At 67.1% G+C, this 16,422-nt stretch carries 17 protein-coding genes; 10 read left to right on the forward strand and 7 right to left on the reverse strand.

Annotated elements, in window-relative coordinates:
* Positions 1–160 precede the first annotated feature (160 nt).
* Positions 161–1,135 carry an ABC transporter ATP-binding protein gene (locus P0Y50_04050; protein WEK40787.1) on the forward strand — a complete coding sequence of 325 codons (975 nt, stop codon included), beginning with the start codon at positions 161–163 and terminating at the stop codon, positions 1,133–1,135.
* Here P0Y50_04050 and P0Y50_04055 read toward each other — a convergent pair.
* From P0Y50_04055 to P0Y50_04065, 3 genes are read right to left on the reverse strand one after another with little or no spacing between them, the layout of a single operon-like run.
* Positions 1,132–2,028, reverse strand: coding sequence for an alpha/beta hydrolase (locus tag P0Y50_04055; GenBank protein ID WEK40788.1), 897 nt, complete (start codon positions 2,026–2,028; stop codon positions 1,132–1,134). The two genes, P0Y50_04050 and P0Y50_04055, sit on opposite strands and share 4 nt — an antisense overlap.
* 58 nt (positions 2,029–2,086) lie before the next feature.
* Positions 2,087–2,596, reverse strand: coding sequence for an HAD family hydrolase (locus tag P0Y50_04060; GenBank protein WEK40789.1), 510 nt, complete (start codon positions 2,594–2,596; stop codon positions 2,087–2,089).
* Complete coding sequence (locus P0Y50_04065) at positions 2,593–3,681, reverse strand: AGE family epimerase/isomerase (GenBank protein WEK40790.1); 1,089 nt, start codon at positions 3,679–3,681, stop codon at positions 2,593–2,595. The genes P0Y50_04060 and P0Y50_04065 overlap by 4 nt, the downstream gene beginning before the upstream one ends.
* 184 nt (positions 3,682–3,865) lie before the next feature.
* Here P0Y50_04065 and P0Y50_04070 point away from each other — a divergent pair, with 184 nt between their 5' ends.
* From P0Y50_04070 to xth, 4 genes are all read left to right on the forward strand, one after another.
* Entirely contained in the window at positions 3,866–5,023 is a 1,158-nt protein-coding gene (locus P0Y50_04070; GenBank protein ID WEK40791.1) for a DegT/DnrJ/EryC1/StrS aminotransferase family protein, read from the forward strand.
* Between the two features lie 153 nt (positions 5,024–5,176).
* Positions 5,177–6,109 carry a Gfo/Idh/MocA family oxidoreductase gene (locus tag P0Y50_04075; GenBank protein WEK40792.1) on the forward strand — a complete coding sequence of 311 codons (933 nt, stop codon included), beginning with the start codon at positions 5,177–5,179 and terminating at the stop codon, positions 6,107–6,109.
* Positions 6,110–6,157: 48 nt separating this feature from the next.
* The gene (locus P0Y50_04080; GenBank protein ID WEK40793.1) at positions 6,158–6,661 is read left to right on the forward strand and encodes a hypothetical protein; all 504 of its coding nucleotides are present in this window, start codon (positions 6,158–6,160) and stop codon (positions 6,659–6,661) included.
* A gap of 236 nt (positions 6,662–6,897) precedes the next feature.
* On the forward strand, positions 6,898–7,695 hold the full coding sequence (xth, locus tag P0Y50_04085; GenBank protein ID WEK40794.1) for an exodeoxyribonuclease III: 798 nt from the start codon (positions 6,898–6,900) through the stop codon (positions 7,693–7,695).
* A gap of 3 nt (positions 7,696–7,698) precedes the next feature.
* Here the strand turns inward: xth and P0Y50_04090 are convergent, their stop codons facing one another.
* Complete coding sequence (locus P0Y50_04090; protein ID WEK40795.1) at positions 7,699–9,171, reverse strand: PLP-dependent aminotransferase family protein; 1,473 nt, start codon at positions 9,169–9,171, stop codon at positions 7,699–7,701.
* A 60-nt stretch (positions 9,172–9,231) separates the two neighbouring features.
* Here P0Y50_04090 and P0Y50_04095 point away from each other — a divergent pair, with 60 nt between their 5' ends.
* Positions 9,232–9,843 (forward strand): hypothetical protein, encoded by a 612-nt coding sequence (locus P0Y50_04095; protein ID WEK40796.1) that lies wholly within the window; start codon positions 9,232–9,234, stop codon positions 9,841–9,843.
* Positions 9,844–9,846: 3 nt separating this feature from the next.
* On the opposite strand, the gene P0Y50_04100 is transcribed toward P0Y50_04095, so the two are convergent.
* Together P0Y50_04100 and P0Y50_04105 are read right to left on the reverse strand one after the other, a co-directional pair.
* Positions 9,847–10,533, reverse strand: coding sequence for a response regulator transcription factor (locus P0Y50_04100; GenBank protein WEK40797.1), 687 nt, complete (start codon positions 10,531–10,533; stop codon positions 9,847–9,849).
* A gap of 83 nt (positions 10,534–10,616) precedes the next feature.
* Positions 10,617–11,315 (reverse strand): YggS family pyridoxal phosphate-dependent enzyme, encoded by a 699-nt coding sequence (locus tag P0Y50_04105; protein ID WEK40798.1) that lies wholly within the window; start codon positions 11,313–11,315, stop codon positions 10,617–10,619.
* Here P0Y50_04105 and P0Y50_04110 point away from each other — a divergent pair.
* On the forward strand, positions 11,314–11,973 hold the full coding sequence (locus P0Y50_04110) for a thiamine phosphate synthase (protein WEK40799.1): 660 nt from the start codon (positions 11,314–11,316) through the stop codon (positions 11,971–11,973). The genes P0Y50_04105 and P0Y50_04110 overlap by 2 nt on opposite strands.
* On the opposite strand, the gene P0Y50_04115 is transcribed toward P0Y50_04110, so the two are convergent.
* On the reverse strand, positions 11,963–12,343 hold the full coding sequence (locus P0Y50_04115; GenBank protein WEK40800.1) for a hypothetical protein: 381 nt from the start codon (positions 12,341–12,343) through the stop codon (positions 11,963–11,965). The genes P0Y50_04110 and P0Y50_04115 overlap by 11 nt on opposite strands.
* Positions 12,344–12,707: 364 nt before the next feature.
* Here P0Y50_04115 and P0Y50_04120 point away from each other — a divergent pair, with 364 nt between their 5' ends.
* The 3 genes from P0Y50_04120 to lptE all read left to right on the forward strand — a co-directional run bounded on the left by P0Y50_04120 (position 12,708) and on the right by lptE (position 16,408).
* Positions 12,708–13,172 (forward strand): DUF3576 domain-containing protein, encoded by a 465-nt coding sequence (locus P0Y50_04120; protein ID WEK40801.1) that lies wholly within the window; start codon positions 12,708–12,710, stop codon positions 13,170–13,172.
* 180 nt (positions 13,173–13,352) lie between these two features.
* Positions 13,353–15,932 (forward strand): leucine--tRNA ligase, encoded by a 2,580-nt coding sequence (leuS, locus tag P0Y50_04125; protein ID WEK40802.1) that lies wholly within the window; start codon positions 13,353–13,355, stop codon positions 15,930–15,932.
* Complete coding sequence (lptE, locus tag P0Y50_04130; protein ID WEK40803.1) at positions 15,932–16,408, forward strand: LPS assembly lipoprotein LptE; 477 nt, start codon at positions 15,932–15,934, stop codon at positions 16,406–16,408. Before leuS ends, lptE begins: the two co-directional genes overlap by 1 nt.
* Positions 16,409–16,422 lie beyond the last annotated feature (14 nt).

A 16,422-nucleotide genomic window follows, 5' to 3' on the forward strand; every position in this document is an offset into this window, starting at 1 on the left:
CTTTATGACAAGCACACTGGACATTGCAGTCATGCTAGTCAAGTATCATTGACACAACGGCAGGGACGCTTGTCGTGTCATCCTCCTTGATCAGGTTGGCGAATGCGGCAGCGCGCCCTACCTATGCCGCTCGCCGTCCCGCCCGAGTGAATAGCCGATCATGTCCGACACCCCCGCCCTGCCCGACAACGCCATCGCGGTGCGCGGGCTGAAGAAGACCTATGCCGGGTCCAAGAAGGCGCCGCCCAAGACGGCCCTGCGTGGCGTCGATCTGGTCGTTCCGCGCGGTTCGGTCTTTGGCCTGCTGGGTCCGAACGGCGCGGGCAAGTCGACCCTGATCAACATCCTGGCCGGGGTGGTGAAGAAGTCGGAAGGGTCGGTGACCATCTGGGGCCGCGACATCGACAAGGAGCCGCGCGACGCCGCAGCGGCTCTGGGCGTCGTGCCGCAGGAGATCGTCGCCGACGTCTTCTTCACCCCGCGCGAATCCCTGGAGGTGCAGGCGGGCTTCTATGGCGTGCCCAAGGACGAACGCCGCTCCGATGAACTGCTGGCGGCCCTTGGTCTGTCGGACAAGGCCAACGCCTATGTCCGCGCCCTGTCCGGCGGCATGAAGCGTCGCCTGATGGTGGCCAAGGCCCTGGTCCACAATCCGCCCATTCTGATTCTGGACGAGCCGACGGCCGGGGTGGACGTCGAACTGCGTCGTCAGCTGTGGGCCTATGTCCGCCGCATCAACGAAGAGGGTGTGACCATCGTCCTGACCACCCACTATCTGGAAGAGGCGCAAGAGCTCTGTGACACCATCGCCATCGTCAACCGGGGCGAGGTGGTGGCCTGCGAGCCGACGCCGCAATTGCTGCGCCGTCTGGACAGCCGCAACGTCGTCGTGACGCCGGAAACACCCCAGGCGACGCCGCCGGTGCTGGCGGGCTTCGAGGTCACGGCCCGGCCGGGCGGCGCCTTCGCCGTCGCCTACAAGAAGGGCCAGTCGTCCGTGGAACAGGTCATCAACGCCGTCCGCGCCGCGGGCGTCACTATCGCCGACATCACCACCGAGGACCCGGACCTGGAAGATGTCTTCCTCGCCCTGACCTATGGCGACACGTCGCGCGTCGATCCGACCAAGGACTAATCCACATTGGCCAGGAAGGCGAAGATCGCCGCCCTGGCTTCCGGTTCGTCCAGCATGGGGGCGTGGCCGACGCCGGGAACCTCGACATAGGCCATGGCGGGCGCCGCCTTGCGCATCCGCGCGGCGATGTCGGTGCTCAGCAGGTCCGAGGTTGCGCCGCGCACCAACAGGGTTGGATGTTTGCGCGCCAGACGCCGGAACATCGGCCACAGGTCGGGAACCAGCGCCTTGGCCCCCGCCGCCCGGATCGGCACGGCGATATCGGGGTCGTAATCCAGGGCGATCCGATCATCCGCCCCCTGGCGGAAGATACGTCGGGCGAACCTTGCCCAGTCGGCGTCGCCGTAATGCGGAAATGCGACGGCGTTGATCCGGCGGGCGTAGTCCGACGCGTCGGCCCAGGTGTCGATCTGGACCTTCTGGCCGCTGTAGGCGGCGATGCGCGCCAGCCCCTCGGGCGCCACCTCGGGTCCGATGTCATTCAGCAGGGCCGCGACCACCGCCTTCGGCCTCATCGCCGTCAAGGCCATGGTGATCAACCCGCCCATGGAGGTGCCGACGAAGACCGCCCGCGCGATCCCTGCTTGGTCCATCAGGGCCAGGACATCGCGCGCATAGACGTCCGGCGTATAGGTCATCGGATCGGGCGCGCGATCCGACAGGCCCCGTCCCCTGACGTCCACGGCCAGCACCCGCCGGCCGTTCTGCGCCATCAGCGGCGCGATGGCCTCAAAATCCGCGCTGTTTCGCGTCAGGCCATGGATGGCGATGACCGGCGTTCGCGCCGGGCCGGGGCCGGCCGCATAGTCTCGGGCGAACAGGTTAAGGCCGTCCGGCGAGGTCCAGCGCCGCTCGACGAACGATTTGGGATCAGGCGACTGCGGACCCGGCATGGCGATCTCCTCCAGGGTTTTCGCCAGACTAATTCATCGTCCGAGGAAATGCGACGCCTTACAGTCCGACGGTCTCGCGCACGAAATCATCCAGATCGCCGCCTGTGAACAGAAAGCCCTTCACCCCTGCCCGCCGCCCCGCCTCGATGTCGGTGGGCTGGTCCCCGATGATGAAGCTGCGGGCGGGGTCCAGACCGTGTTCGGCGATGGCGCGGATCAGCATTCCGGGATTGGGCTTTCGGTCCGGGTGGTCGGCATGGCGATAGCGCGCCTCGACCGCATCGGCATGGAAAGGGCAGGCATAGACCGCGTCGATGACCGCGCCCTGTTCAGCCAGGGCTTCCACCAGCAGGGTGTTGAAGGCGTGCATCTGCGCTTCGTCGAACAGCCCGCGAGCCACGCCCGCCTGATTGGTGACGATGACGGTGTGATACCCCGCCTGGTTCATCCGGCGCACGGCCGCCGCCACGCCGGGCGTCAGCTTCAGATCCTCAGGCCGATGCGGATAGCCGCAATCCTCGATCAGGACGCCGTCGCGATCCAGAAAGGCGGCGGGTGTTCCGGTCATGTGTCTAGTCTCAGCAGTTCGGAAAACGCGGTCATCAGATGATAGAGGCTGGAAGCCGGCGCCGCGCGGTCGTTGGATCGCCCGTCCGCCTCATAGGCGTCGATCCAAAGGCCGGGCGTATCGGTCGCCAGATGGGTGTCCAGAATGCGGTGAATCAGATCCGCCACGCCTGCGTCCTCGAAGCTCAGACCTGTCCGCACTGCTTCGGTCTGGGCCCACAAGCGCCGACCGGCGTCGAGGGCTGCGCCTGACGGATCGATCTCACGAATCAAAAAGCCGTCGCGAAGGCCTTGCGTCACCGCGCGACGATGAAGCGTCTCGGCGGTCGCTGCGGCGGCGGGGTCCAACGGCCCGCCCTGACGCAGCAGCCAGGCCCATTCCTCCAGGTGACCCGGCTCGATCACCTGACCGTTCTGCGGATCGAGCCGCCAGTCGGCCCCGAAATATTCGCGGATCGCGCCATCGACCGTGAAGCGACGCCGACACAGATCCAGCGAGACGTCCGCCGCCGCCGCGAACGCCGCATCGGGCGCCGTCGCCTGCCAGGCCAGCATGGCCTCCAGCATGTGCATGTGCGGGTTCTGACGGCGCGGCAGGCGCGGCGGCAGGGCTTCGTGCCATCCGCCGTGCGGCGCGGCCATCCGCGCCTCGATCGCCGCGAGGGTCTCAAGCGCCAGGGGACGCGCGCGCGGATCGCCCAGCACGCGGTGCGCGGCGGCCAAAGCGAACATCACGAACGCCAAGTCATACAGATCGGGCGCCGCATCCGTCGCCGCGCCGCTGTCGTCCGTCGCGCCGATCCACAGCCCGTCGTCGCGTCGTCCGCTGGCGATCAGGCAATCCAGCCCCGCCTGGGCCACGCCACGCCCAGCCTCCCAGCCCAAGGCGACGGCCTCGCAGAAGACATAGATCTGGCGCGCCTGCACGCGCGTGCGCCGACGCTGGCCCAGGACGGGGCGCCCGTCGAAATCCAGCTGTTCGAAAAAGCGGCCGCCAGCGTCCACGCCGCGTTCGGCCCACAATGGCAGGGCATGGTCGAACAGCCAGTTGGAGACCCTGGTCTGTGCGGCGGCGAGGGCGATCATGGGGCTGGCTTAGAACATGAGCCCGGCCGCCGCCAAGCGAAAGCGACGGTAGCAAAGGGCAACGCGATGTGACGCCCAGCGATTTGGCCCTCGCGCTCGATCTTGCTAGGACGGCGCGACATCGGCGGCCCGCACAGGGGCGGCCGCGACGCTGCCCCGATCCTGATATGGAGAGAGCGACCCCATGATTCCCTTCATCGACCTTCAGGCCCAGCGCCTGCGTCTCGCCGGCAGGATCGAGGCCGCCGTTCAGGACGCCGTCGTCGGCGGCGCCTGGGTCATGGGTCCGCAGGTGCGCCAGTTCGAGGCCGATCTCGCCGCCTTCGGCCACGCCAAACACGCCTTGGGCTGCGCCAACGGCACCGACGCCCTGGCCCTGCCGCTGATGGCCTGGGGCGTGGGACGCGGCGACGCGGTCTTCGTGCCCAGCTTCACCTTCGCCGCCACCGCCGAGGTCGTACCCTGGTTCGACGCCGAACCGGTGTTCGTCGATGTGGACGCCGACACCTACAACATGGATCCGGCCGCGCTGGACCGCGCCATCGCGGCGATCAAGGCCGAGGGTCGTCTGACCCCGCGCGTGGTCATCGCCGTGGACCTGTTCGGCCAGCCCGCCGACTATGCGGCGATCAAGACTATCTGCGACAAGCATGGGCTGAAGCTGATCTCGGATTCGGCGCAGGGCTTCGGCTGCACCATCGACGGCGACCATCCGCTGAAATGGGCCGACGTCACCACCACCAGCTTCTTCCCGGCCAAGCCGCTGGGCTGCTACGGCGACGGCGGGGCGGTGCTCACCAATGACGAGGAACTGGCCCAGCTGATGGATTCCGTCCGCGTCCACGGCAAGGCCGTCGCGGTGGACCTGAAGGACCGTAGCTTCGACCACGACCCCAAATATCTGAACATGCGCATCGGCCTGAACAGCCGTCTGGACACGATCCAGGCCGCCGTGCTGATCGAAAAGCTGAAGGTCTTCAGCCAGGAGATCGAATGGCGAAACGCCGCCGCCGCCCGCTATAATGAGGGCCTGCGCCCCCATGTCGCCAAGGTTCCAGACGTGCCCAAAGGCAATATCTCCAACTGGGCGCAATATACGATCGAACACCCAAACCGCGATGGTCTGGCCGCACATCTGAAGGAACAGGGCGTGCCGACGGCGGTTTATTATCCGATCCCGCTGCACCTGCAGCCCGCCTATGAGCATTATCCGCGCGGCGCGGGCGGCCTGCCCGTGACCGAACGGCTGAAGGACGTAGTCGTCAGCCTGCCGATGCATTCGGATCTGGACGAGGCGACGCAAGCCAAAGTCATCGCCGCCGTCGCTTCGTTCAAAGGCTGAACGTCGAAGCTATTTCTTTCGTCATCCTAGGCTTGGCGCCTAGGATCCATAAACTCGGACCTACGACCCGTCGCTCCGGACCACACCGGGAGTATCGATCCTCGCCACAAGGGCGAGGATGACGGGAAGAGAGAAGCAATAAGGGTCGTCCTCATGCCGAACACCGCCCCCCTCAAGATCGGCGTCGCCGGCGTCGGCGTCATGGGCCGCAACCATGCGCGCGTCGCCTCTGAAATGCGCGAGTTCGAGTTGACGACCATCTTCGACCCCGACGCCGTGACGGCCGAGGGTGTCGCCGCCGCCTATGACGCATCGCCGGTCACGACGGCCCAGGCCTTCGTCGACGCCGGACTGGACGCCGCCGTCGTCGCCACGCCCAACCGTTTCCACGCCGAAGTCGGGGTGGCCCTGCTGGAAAAGGGCGTCCACGTCCTGGTCGAAAAGCCCATCGCCGCCACTGTCGCCGACGCCCAGCGCATGATCGACGCGGCCAAGGCCAATGATCGCGTCCTGATGGTCGGCCAGGTCGAACGCTTCAATCCGGCGGTCGAAACGGTCAAGCGCGCCGTCGCCGATGACGAGATCATCTCCATCCAGATCACCCGCGTCGGCCCCTTCCCGCCCCGCATGGGCGAGGTCGGGGTGGTCATCGACCTGGCCGTCCATGACATCGACATCATCCGCCATCTGACCGGCGCCGAAATCACCGAGGTCCAGCCGCAACTGGCCCGCACCCGCGCCGACCGCGAGGACACGGCCCTGCTGCAGTTCCGTCTGGACAACGGCGTGATCGCCCACATCACGACCAACTGGGTCACGCCCTACAAGACCCGCACGCTTCAGGTCGCGACCAAGACCAAATTCATCGTCGCCGATCTGATCACGCGCCAGGTGACCGAGTATTTCGGCCAGCAGCCGGACGGCTCCTATTCCACGCGTATGCTGAACAGTTGGCCTGCCGAACCGCTGAGGAAAGAACTGGAAGCCTTCGCCCGCGCCATCACCACCGGCGAAACGGCGGCCGTGACCGGCGAGGACGGCCTGCGCAATCTGGAGGTCGCCCTGCGCTGCCTGGGCGAAGCCTGATCGACGCCAGGCCGCGTTATCGCCGCAAAACCTGAGGAAGAGACACCTATGCGCCGTCTGAACGCCCTCTCTCTCGGTCTTGCCGCCGCCGTCGCGATGGCGGCGCCGGCGCACGCGGACACCCGCTTTCTGTCCTACAACGCCTCGGATCGCGTCACCCAGGCTTTGACCAAGGGCGTCACGCTGGAGGTCAGGCGCGGTCTGTTCGGCGCTGTGCAGGTGGAGCGGCTGTTTTCCACCACCGCGCGCGGCACGGCCGGTTTCACGCGTGGCGGCCCCGACGCGGCGCGGCGCGTGTTGCCCGACGGCGCGACCGAGAACGACATCTATTCTGTGAACCAGGACGGCGACGGCCGGGGCCTGTCCCGCGCCCTGTGCCCCGGCGCCGAGGAGGTCTGGCTGATCATGAGCCGGGTTCGCGCGCCCCGCCCCCTGACCATGCAGGCGGTGGGCCGGTGGTCAGACGGCGCTTATCGGCACTGCGTCACCTTGAGCTACGAATGGCGGGGCGAGTGGGCTACAGCGCCGGCCTCTCCCACGATCACGAACTGACGGGAGTTCAGTCGATTCGTCCGTCGCCGGACTGTTTCATAATAAACACGCGCAAGCGGACATTATGAGTGTTTGACTTTTATAATCGACCGTGACACTTACAGCACAGGAACGGCGGCGGCCGTTCTTCCGCCACGGAAGATATCCCCCTCCCCGGCGGCGAGAGAGACGAACCTCCATAGCCCGGCCCGTCGCGGCCGGGCTTTTTTTAACCGCCGCGCCTGCTAGACGGAGGAATGACCCTTCGCCTCGCCACCTGGAACATCAACTCCGTCCGCCTGCGCATCGACCAGGTCGCCCGTTTCGTTCAGGAACGCGCGCCCGACGTCCTGATGCTGCAGGAGATCAAATGCACCACGGACCAGTTTCCGCGAGCCGCCTTCGAGGCGATGGGCCTGCCGCACCTGCGCGTTCTGGGACAAAAGGGCTGGCACGGCGTGGCCATCGCCAGCCGCCTGCCGATCGAGGACAGCGAGACGTTCCAGGTCTGCAAACTGGGCCACGCCCGGTGCGTCTCGGCCAGCGTCGCCGGGATCGACATCCAGAACTTCTACATCCCCGCGGGCGGCGACATTCCCGACCGGGCGCTGAACCCCAAGTTCGATCACAAGATGGACTTCTATGAACAGCTGACCGAAATCGTGGCGCGTCAGGACAAGTCGCGCCCGCTGGTGATGGCGGGCGACTTCAACATCGCGCCCGGCGAAGGCGATGTGTTCAACCACCGTTACATGTCCAAGATCGTCAGCCATACGCCGATCGAGGTCGAGACCCTGAACCGGCTTCAGGCCACGGGCGGTTTCGCCGACGTGCTGCGCGACCGCTTCCCGGAACCGCAGAAACTGGCCAGCTGGTGGAGCTATCGCGCCGCCGACTTCCGCAAGTCCAACCGGGGCCTGCGTCTGGATCACATCTGGACCTCGCCCGGCCTGACCCCCGCCGTGGTCAAGGACACCGCCCGCATTCATGACGATGTGCGCGAATGGGAGCGCCCCAGCGACCATGCCCCCGTCACGGTCGATCTGGACGTCTGACCTTCAGTAGACGGGGACGGTGCGGCGCACGGACTGGGGCGCCGTCCTCTTGCTCGAACGCCCCACCCTGTCCGCCGCGCGGGCCAGACGTTCGACCGCCTCGTCCAGTTCGGCTTCCGGCAAAGTATAGGGCAGACGCAGGCGGCGCTCGAACGCCCCATCGACGCCGAAGCGGGGGCCGGGGGCCAGCCTCAGCCCTTCCTCCAACGCCTGCTGCGCCAAGGCCGAACTGATCGGTCCGGGGAGGCGCGCCCATAGGGACAGACCGCCTGCCGGACGCGGACAGACCCAGTCGGGCAGGCGTTCGGCCAATCGCGCACGCATATGATCGCGTCTGGCCCGCAACAGGGGCCGCCGCGCCGCCAGAGCCGCCCCGCCGTCGTTCAGCAGTTCGACCGCCGCCAGTTGCTCCAGGATCGGCACCCCCAGATCGAAACTGGCCCGGCTCTGGGCCAGGCGCTGGATCACCGCCCGGTCCGCCCTGATCCAGCCGATCCGCAATCCGCCCCAGACGCTCTTGGACATGGAGCCCAGCCTCACGATGCGCGGCGCATCCACCGCGGACGCCGTCAGGGCGGGCGGGCCGCTGAGCGTCAGATCCACCAGGGTCTCGTCCAGCACCAGCAGGGTCTCTGATCCCTTCAGCGCCGCCAGCAGACGCAGGCGGTCGGCCGCCTTCATCATCCGTCCGGTCGGATTATTGTGGTCCAGCACCAGATAGGCCATGGACGCGGCTTGGCTGCGGCAGGCGCTGGCCAGACCCTCGACATCCCAGCCCTCGTCGCCGTCTTCATCCGGCAGGGCGACCGGCGCCGCCCGCGCGCCTGCCGCCAGAATGGCGTCTATGGCCTGCGGATAGGTGGGGTGGTCGAACACCACCGCGTCGCCCGTCCGAACGGTCAGCCGCAGCAGGTGCACCAGACCGTTGTGGGCGCCATGGGTGATCAGAATCTGTCCGGGCGATGTCGGCAGTCCGCGCCGTCGATAACCCGCCGCCACCGCCTCGCGCAGTTCCTCCAACCCCGCCGTCTCCTCGTACCCGTGGCCCGGCAGACTGGCGGGCAGACGCTGCAGCGCCCGCGCATAGGCGGCGTGGACATTGGGATCGGCCGGCAGGACGGCGGCGGTCAGATCGATCCGGCCCGGCCCTTCCATCTCGGTCGGCGCGGGCGGACGCGGCGGCGCCTTGCCCCCGCCCGGCGGCAGGCTGATGCGGGCGGCGGCCCCCTGCCCCCCGGTCAGAAATCCGTCGTCGCGCAATCCGCCATAGGCGGCCGACACGGTGGTCCGACTCAGCCCAAGCATCTGGGCCAGCTCCCGCTCACCCGGCAGGCGGGCATTCAGCGGCAGACGTCCGTCAAGGATCAGCAGGCGCACCGCCCCGGCAAGCTGGCGATAGGCGGCCCCCGCACCCGGCCTGCGCCATTCGCCTAGATGGCGGCTCAGTGTGGAGGACCGGATGGTGCGCGGCGTCATCAGGCCAGAATGCCACAACTGGCCCTTTTTTTCAAATCCAGTTTGGCGCAAACCCCCGGCATGACCCGTCGCCTGTTCCAGCTTTTCCTCGGCCTTGGCCTCTATGGCCTGTCCATTTCCATGATCGTCCGCGCCGGTCTGGGCCTCGACCCATGGGACGTGCTGACGCAAGGGGTGCATGAACGGTTCGCCGGTCCCGCCGGGATCAGCTTCGGCATGGTGGTCAATCTGATCGGTCTGGCGGTGCTGCTGCTGTGGATTCCGCTGCGCCAGAAGCCGGGCGTCGGCACGGTGGCCAATGTCCTGGTCATCGGCACGGTCGCCAATGTGGGCCTGGGGTGGATCCCGGCTGATTTGGCCCTACCCCAGCGCGCGGGCCTGCTGGTCGGAGGGATCGTCCTGAACGGGGTGGCGACCGGCGCCTATGTGGGCGCGGGGCTCGGTCCTGGCCCGCGCGACGGGCTGATGACCGGCATCGTGGCCCGCACAGGCTGGCCGGTGAAATGGGTCAGGACCGCCATCGAAATCACCGTCGTCGCCGTCGGCTGGCTGCTGGGCGGATCGGTCGGGCTCGGCACAATCCTGTACGCCGTCGCCATCGGCCCGCTGGTGCATGTCTTCCTGCCGATGTTTACGATCAGGAAGACAGCAAGCACCAAAGGCGAGGGCTAAGCCCTACGGCTGCAGCCGGTATCCGCCCGCGTCGGTCAGCAACAGACGGGCATGACCCGGTTCCGGTTCGATCTTCTGACGCAGACGGTAGATGTGGGTTTCCAGCGTGTGGGTTGTGACCCCCGCATTATAGCCCCAGACCTCGGTCAGCAGCTCTTCGCGCGACACGGGCTTGGCCCCGGCGCGATAGAGGTATTTCAGGATATTGGTTTCCTTCTCGGTCAACCGCACCTTCTTGCCCTTGGCGTCCATCAGCACCTTGGCCGCGGGCCGAAACTCGTAGGGCCCGATGGTGAAGACCGCGTCCTCGGACTGTTCGTGACTGCGCAGATGAGCGCGGATGCGGGCTAGAAGAACGGCGAACCGGAAGGGCTTGGTGACATAGTCGTTCGCCCCGGCGTCCAGCCCCAGGATGGCGTCGGCGTCCGCCGACTGCGCCGTCAACATGATGACGGGCGTCGATACCCCGTCCTTGCGCAGCAGACGGCAGGCCTCGCGTCCGTCCATGTCCGGCAGGTCGACGTCCAGCAGAATCAGATCGGCGCGGATCTCGCGGCCCATCCTTACCCCGTCCGTGGCGGTCGCGGCCTGCTGAGTGCGAAACTCCTCGTGCAGGTTCAGCTGCTCGGCCAAGGCCTCGCGCAGGTCGTCGTCGTCGTCGATGATCAGGATGGTCTTGGGCGTAGGCATGGAATTGACAATGGCGAGGCTTGGCCCCCGCGCCAAGGCTTGGGGACGTGAATATTCACATAGGGTTACGGGCTAGAGGCCCTTTAGGGCCGATTTCGTTCCCCGAACAGCGCCGTGCCAACCCGCACATGGGTCGCGCCGCAGCGAATGGCCGCCTCGTAATCGCCGCTCATCCCCATCGACAGGACCGACAGGCCGTTGCGTTCGGCCAGGGCGCGCAGAATCTCGAAATGCGGTTCCGCGTCCTGATCCGCTGGGGGAATGCACATCAGCCCCTCCACCGTCAGTCCGTAGGTTTCGCGCGCCGCCGCGATCAGGGCGTCGGCAGCGTCGGGCGACACGCCCGCCTTCTGTAGCTCTCCGCCGGTATTGACCTGGATCAGGATGCGCGGCGATCGGCCCCGTCTGTGCGCCGCATCCGCCAGCGCGCGGGCCAGCTTTTCGCGGTCCAGGGTTTCGATCACGTCGAACAGGGCCACGGCGTCCTCGGCCTTGTTGGTCTGCAGCGGCCCGATCAGACGCAGTTCCAGACCCGGCAGGTCGGCGATCCGGCCGGCCCAGCGGCCTTGCGCCTCCTGCACGCGGTTTTCCCCGAAGACGTGCTGACCGGTCGCCAGTATGGCGTCGATGGCTTCAGGACCCTGTGTCTTGGACACGGCGGTCAGGGTGACGGCGGCGGGATCACGCCCCACGGCCCGGCAGGCGGCTGCGATCCGCGCCCGAACCTGCGCCACACGTTCGGCGATGGACGGCGGGACGGAAGCGGGAGAAGAAGGGGTCATGATCCTGCCGGCCGGTTACAGCAACGATGCGCGAACGCTCTGGGACGTCGCGACCGCTCTAAACCGCGCCGCCGCCGCTGTCAGCCCGGCCGCCGTCGGTCTGCCGCCCCTGCTGTTCTTCACCGATCCCGCCCGCACCCTCCGTCCTTGGGAGACGACGGCCCGGCTGCCCGCCGGTTCGGCGGTCGTGTATCGCACGTTCGGGGCGGCGGACGCTGTCGAGACGGGATTGAAGGTTCGCGAGGCGGCGACGAAGGCCGGGGTCCGGCTTCTGGTCGGGCTGGACCTCGATCTGGCCCAGGCTGTGTCGGCGGACGGGCTGCATCTGCCTGAACGGGCGGCGGATCGCGCCTCGGCGATGCGCGCCGCCCGGCCCGACTGGCTGCTGACCGCCGCCTGGCATGGCGGGGCGACGGCGACGGACGGTTTGGACGCCCTGGTGCTCTCGCCCGTCTTTCCCGCCGGCGGAACGTCGAGCTCGAAGCCGGCCTTGGGTGTCGGGTCGTTTCGCACAAAGGCGGCGCGGGCGCGCCTGCCGGTCTATGCGCTGGGAGGGATCACCCAAGCAAATGCCGGTCGGATCGTCGGCGCCTGCGGTCTGGCGGGCGTCGATGCGATCCAATCGGCGTTTGGCGACCCGCCGAGGATCAGAACTTGAAGATGGTTTCCAGACGCACGCGCGGCTGGGTGCGGCTGTTGCTTTCGGGCTCGCGCCCCGGATCGGCGTCGACCGTCGCCACCGAAGCGGCGGCGCCGACACGCAGCCGGTCGTTCAGCCGATAGTAGGCGCCCGCCTCGACATCGCCCCAGTCGGTCTCGCGTCCGACAGGTTGATTCAGGTTGAAGTCCAGGCCCCAACGGCCACGATCATTCAGCCGAAGACCGCGACGCTGGGGCGGCGGCGTATTGCGCTGGGCGGCCTGGGCTTCCGACAGCGAGACGGTGTTGGTGGTCTGGGCGAGCGCCGACGTCGACACGGCAAGCGCCGTCGTCGCCATCACCACAGCCAGGAAACCGCCGAACCGCATAACCAAACCCTTTGAACCCCGCCAAGCGGCGACGTTTCAACCCCGGACTGACCTTATAGGGTCATGAACGCGGGGATTAGACACCGGGCGCCGCCCCGGTCAACGGAATGACCGCTTGATAACTAGGTTCCTCGTCATTGTTGTCGGCGCATGTGGCTCAAGCGTCACGGGATTTGGGCCGGTTTGGGTCGAATGACGCGTCTTTGTCGCAAAGGTCGCGCCATCGGACCGCGCCGGGTGCGACTTCGCCTTGTCATCGCCCCTTTTCACCGTGTTATAGAGCGGTGCAGTCGGCGTTTCATCACGCCGTGCGCCCGTGCGAGCGAGGGCTCCCACGTCCCTGAGTTTACGGAGACTTCTCTTGATGAGCCTCAACAAGGCCCTGGTTCGCAACGTCGCGGTCGTGCTGGTGTCTGGCGTGGCCCTGGGCGCGTCGCTTTCGGCCTGCTCGAGCGTTCCCTTCGTCGGTGGCAAGAAGTCCGCGCCCAAGACGAACGCCCAGCAAGGCATCGGCGTCAACGCCTACCTGTGGCGCGCCTCGCTTGACACCCTCAGCTTCATGCCGCTGCTGACCGCCGATCCGTGGGGCGGCGTCATCAACTACGACTGGTACATCAACCCCCAGACGCCGAACGAGCGCTTCAAGGCGACCGTCTTCATCCTGGACACCCGTCTGCGCGCCGACGCGCTGAACGTCACGGTGACCAAGGAAGTGAAGGGCGCGGACGGTCAGTGGACCGCCGCCCCGGTCGCCGCCCAGACCGAGGCCGATCTGGAAAACGCCATCCTGACCAAGGCGCGCCAGCTGAACCTCTCCAACGCAGGCTGAAAGCCCGCCTTGGATTTATTTAACGACGCCTGCGCCCCTCAGGCGACTTGAGCGTCGTTGGATTCCGTTTCGTTTGTCCCGTCAGGACCAGCCGAAACGCATTATGTCTTGGGCGCTGTCGTCCTTCGGGCTAGTTGGGTCGGGAGGGCGTCAGCGCCCTTTTCGACTTTCAGGACGACCGTGGCCCGTTACGAACCCAAGACCGCCGAACCCCGCCAGCAGGCCCGTTGGGCCGAGGCGTCCGCATTCGTCACCAAGGACACCGGCCGTCCCAAATACTATGTGCTGGAGATGTTCCCCTATCCATCGGGCAACATCCACATGGGCCACGCCCGCAACTATGTGATGGGCGACGTGGTTGCGCGGTCGAAGCGCGCGCAAGGGTTCGATGTCCTGCACCCCATGGGCTGGGACGCCTTCGGCATGCCGGCCGAGAACGCGGCGATGGAACGGGGCATCCACCCCAAGGGCTGGACCTATTCCAACATCGCCGCCATGCGCGAGCAACTGAAGCTGCTGGGCCTGTCGCTGGACTGGTCGCGGGAATTCGCCACCTGCGACCCGGAATATTACGGCAAGCAGCAGGCCTGGTTCCTGGAGCTGTATCGGCGCGGTCTGGTCTATCGCAAGGACGGGGTCGTCAACTGGGACCCGGTCGACAACACCGTCCTGGCCAATGAACAGGTCATCGACGGGCGCGGCTGGCGTTCCGGCGCCCTGGTCGAGAAGCGCAAGCTGAACCAGTGGTTCCTGCGCATCACCGACTATGCCGATGACCTGATCGACGGGCTGAAGACCCTGGATCGCTGGCCCGAGAAGGTCCGGCTGATGCAGGAGAATTGGATCGGCAAGTCCAAGGGCGCGACCCTGTGGTGGACCATCGCCGAGGCGCCGGCCTTCCTGCCCGCCTCGCCCGAGGGTCAGCCGAACCACGGCCGAGACCCCATCGAGGTCTATACCACACGGCCAGATACCCTGTTCGGGGCCAGCTTCCTGGCCTTGGCCCCCGACCACCCGCTGACAAAGGCTATCGCCGAACACCGGCCGGACGTGGCGGACTTCATCAAGGCCTGCGCCCAGACCGGCACCAGCGAGGCCGAGATCGAAAAGGCCGAAAAACTGGGGGTCGATCTGGGGGTCCGCGTCCGCCATCCGTTCGACCCGGACAAGACCCTGCCCGTCTGGGCGGCCAATTTCGTGCTGTCGACCTATGGCTCGGGCGCCATCTTCGGCTGCCCCGCCCACGACCAGCGCGATCTGGATTTCGCTTGCAAATACGATTTGCCGGTAACGCCGGTGGTCAAGCCCGACGACGCCGAAACGGTCGAGATCGGGACCGAGGCCTATGTCGGGCCCGGCCGGATCTTCAACTCCGGCTTCCTGGATGGGATGGACGTCGAGGCCGCCAAGGCCGCCGCCATCGCCAGGGTCGAGGCCGCCGGTCAGGGGCGCGCCGAAACCATCTATCGCCTGCGCGACTGGGGCGTTTCGCGCCAGCGCTATTGGGGTTGCCCGATCCCCATCATCCACTGCCCGTCGTGCGGTCCAGTGGAGGTTCCGGCCGACCAGTTGCCGGTCGTTCTGCCCGACGATGTGACCTTCGACGTGCCCGGCAATCCGCTGGATCGTCATCCGACCTGGAAACACGTCAAATGCCCGTCATGCGGCGCGGACGCGACGCGCGAGACCGACACGCTCGACACCTTCGTCGACTCCAGCTGGTATTTCGCCCGCTTCACCGACCCGACCGCCGAGGCGCCGATCGACAAGGCCGCCGCCGACCGCTGGCTGGCGGTGGATCAATATATCGGCGGGGTCGAACACGCCGTGCTCCACCTGCTTTACGCCCGTTTCGTCACCCGGGCTCTGTCGGACGCCGGCATGTTGTCGGTGAAGGAGCCTTTCGCCGGCCTGTTCACCCAAGGCATGGTGGTTCACGAGACCTATCGCCGCACCGACGGCGCCTGGGTCGAACCGACCGACGTTTCGCTGACCAATGACAATGGCGTTCGCGCCGCCCGCCAGCTGTCGACCGGCGACACCCTGATCATCGGCGACATCGAGAAGATGTCCAAGTCCAAGAAGAACGTCGTGGCTCCGGCCGAAATCCTGGAAAGCCACGGCGTGGACGCCGGCCGCCTGTTCGTCCTGTCCGACAGTCCGCCCGAGCGCGACGTGCAATGGACGCCCGGCGGGGTCGAGGGCGCCAGCCGCTTCGTCCAGCGCGCCTGGTCCCTGTTCGACGCCTACGACGCGGACTTCCCCGGTGAGGACAAGGCCAACGCCGATCTGGTGCGCGAGACGCACAAGGCCATCAAGGCCGTGTCCGAAGGCGTCGAAGGCTTCCGCTTCAACTCCGCCATCGCCAAGCTCTACGCCTTCGTCGCCGCTATCCGCGACGCCGGACAGGCGGGCGGCGACGCCAGGCGTCAGGCCCTGTCGGCCCTGGCCCGGCTGATCGCGCCCTTCACCCCGCACCTGGCCGAGGAAGCCTGGACCCGGCTGGGTGAGGACGGCATGGTTCTGGACGCGCCGTGGCCCGTGTGGGACGCTGCGCTGGCGGCCGACGACGAGGTGGTGCTTCCCATCCAGATCAACGGCAAGCGTCGAGCGGAAATCCGCGTGCCGCGCGGCATGGAGCCGGCCGAGGTCGAGGCGCTGGTTCTGGCCGACGACACCGTGCAGGCGCGTCTGGAGGGTCTGAGCGTGAAGAAGATCGTGGTGGTCAAGGACCGCATCGTCAATCTGGTGGCCGGCTGATGCGTGTCGCGGCCGCTCTCGCTGTTCTGGCTTCGCTGGCCCTTTCGGCCTGTGGTTTCACGCCCCTGTACGCCGAGCCGGCCGTGGGTTCGTCTTTGCGCCGTATCGCCGTCGCCACCCAGGACGACCGGCTGGGCTATCGTCTGCGTGAACAGTTGGAGGACGCCCTGGCCTGGGATCGCGCCGCCACGCCGCTTTATCGCCTGACCACACGGGTCGAGCAGAGCCGGCGCTCGCTGGGCCGCCGGATCGACGACACCGCCACCCGTTACGAGCTGACGGTCAAGGCGACCTGGACCCTGACGCCGGCCTCGGGCGGCGCGCCGGTCACCGGGACAGAGACCGTAACAACCACCTATGCCGCCGCCGACCAACCCTATGCAGCCATCGCCGCCCAGCAGGACGGCGAGGAGCGCGCCGCGTCGGAGCTGGCCCGTCTGATCCGGCTGGACCTCATGCAGGCCCTGGCGAACTAATGATTCCGGCTAAC

It is taken from the genome of Candidatus Brevundimonas colombiensis, from assembly GCA_029202665.1.
Classification (GTDB): Bacteria; Pseudomonadota; Alphaproteobacteria; order Caulobacterales; family Caulobacteraceae; genus Brevundimonas; species Brevundimonas colombiensis.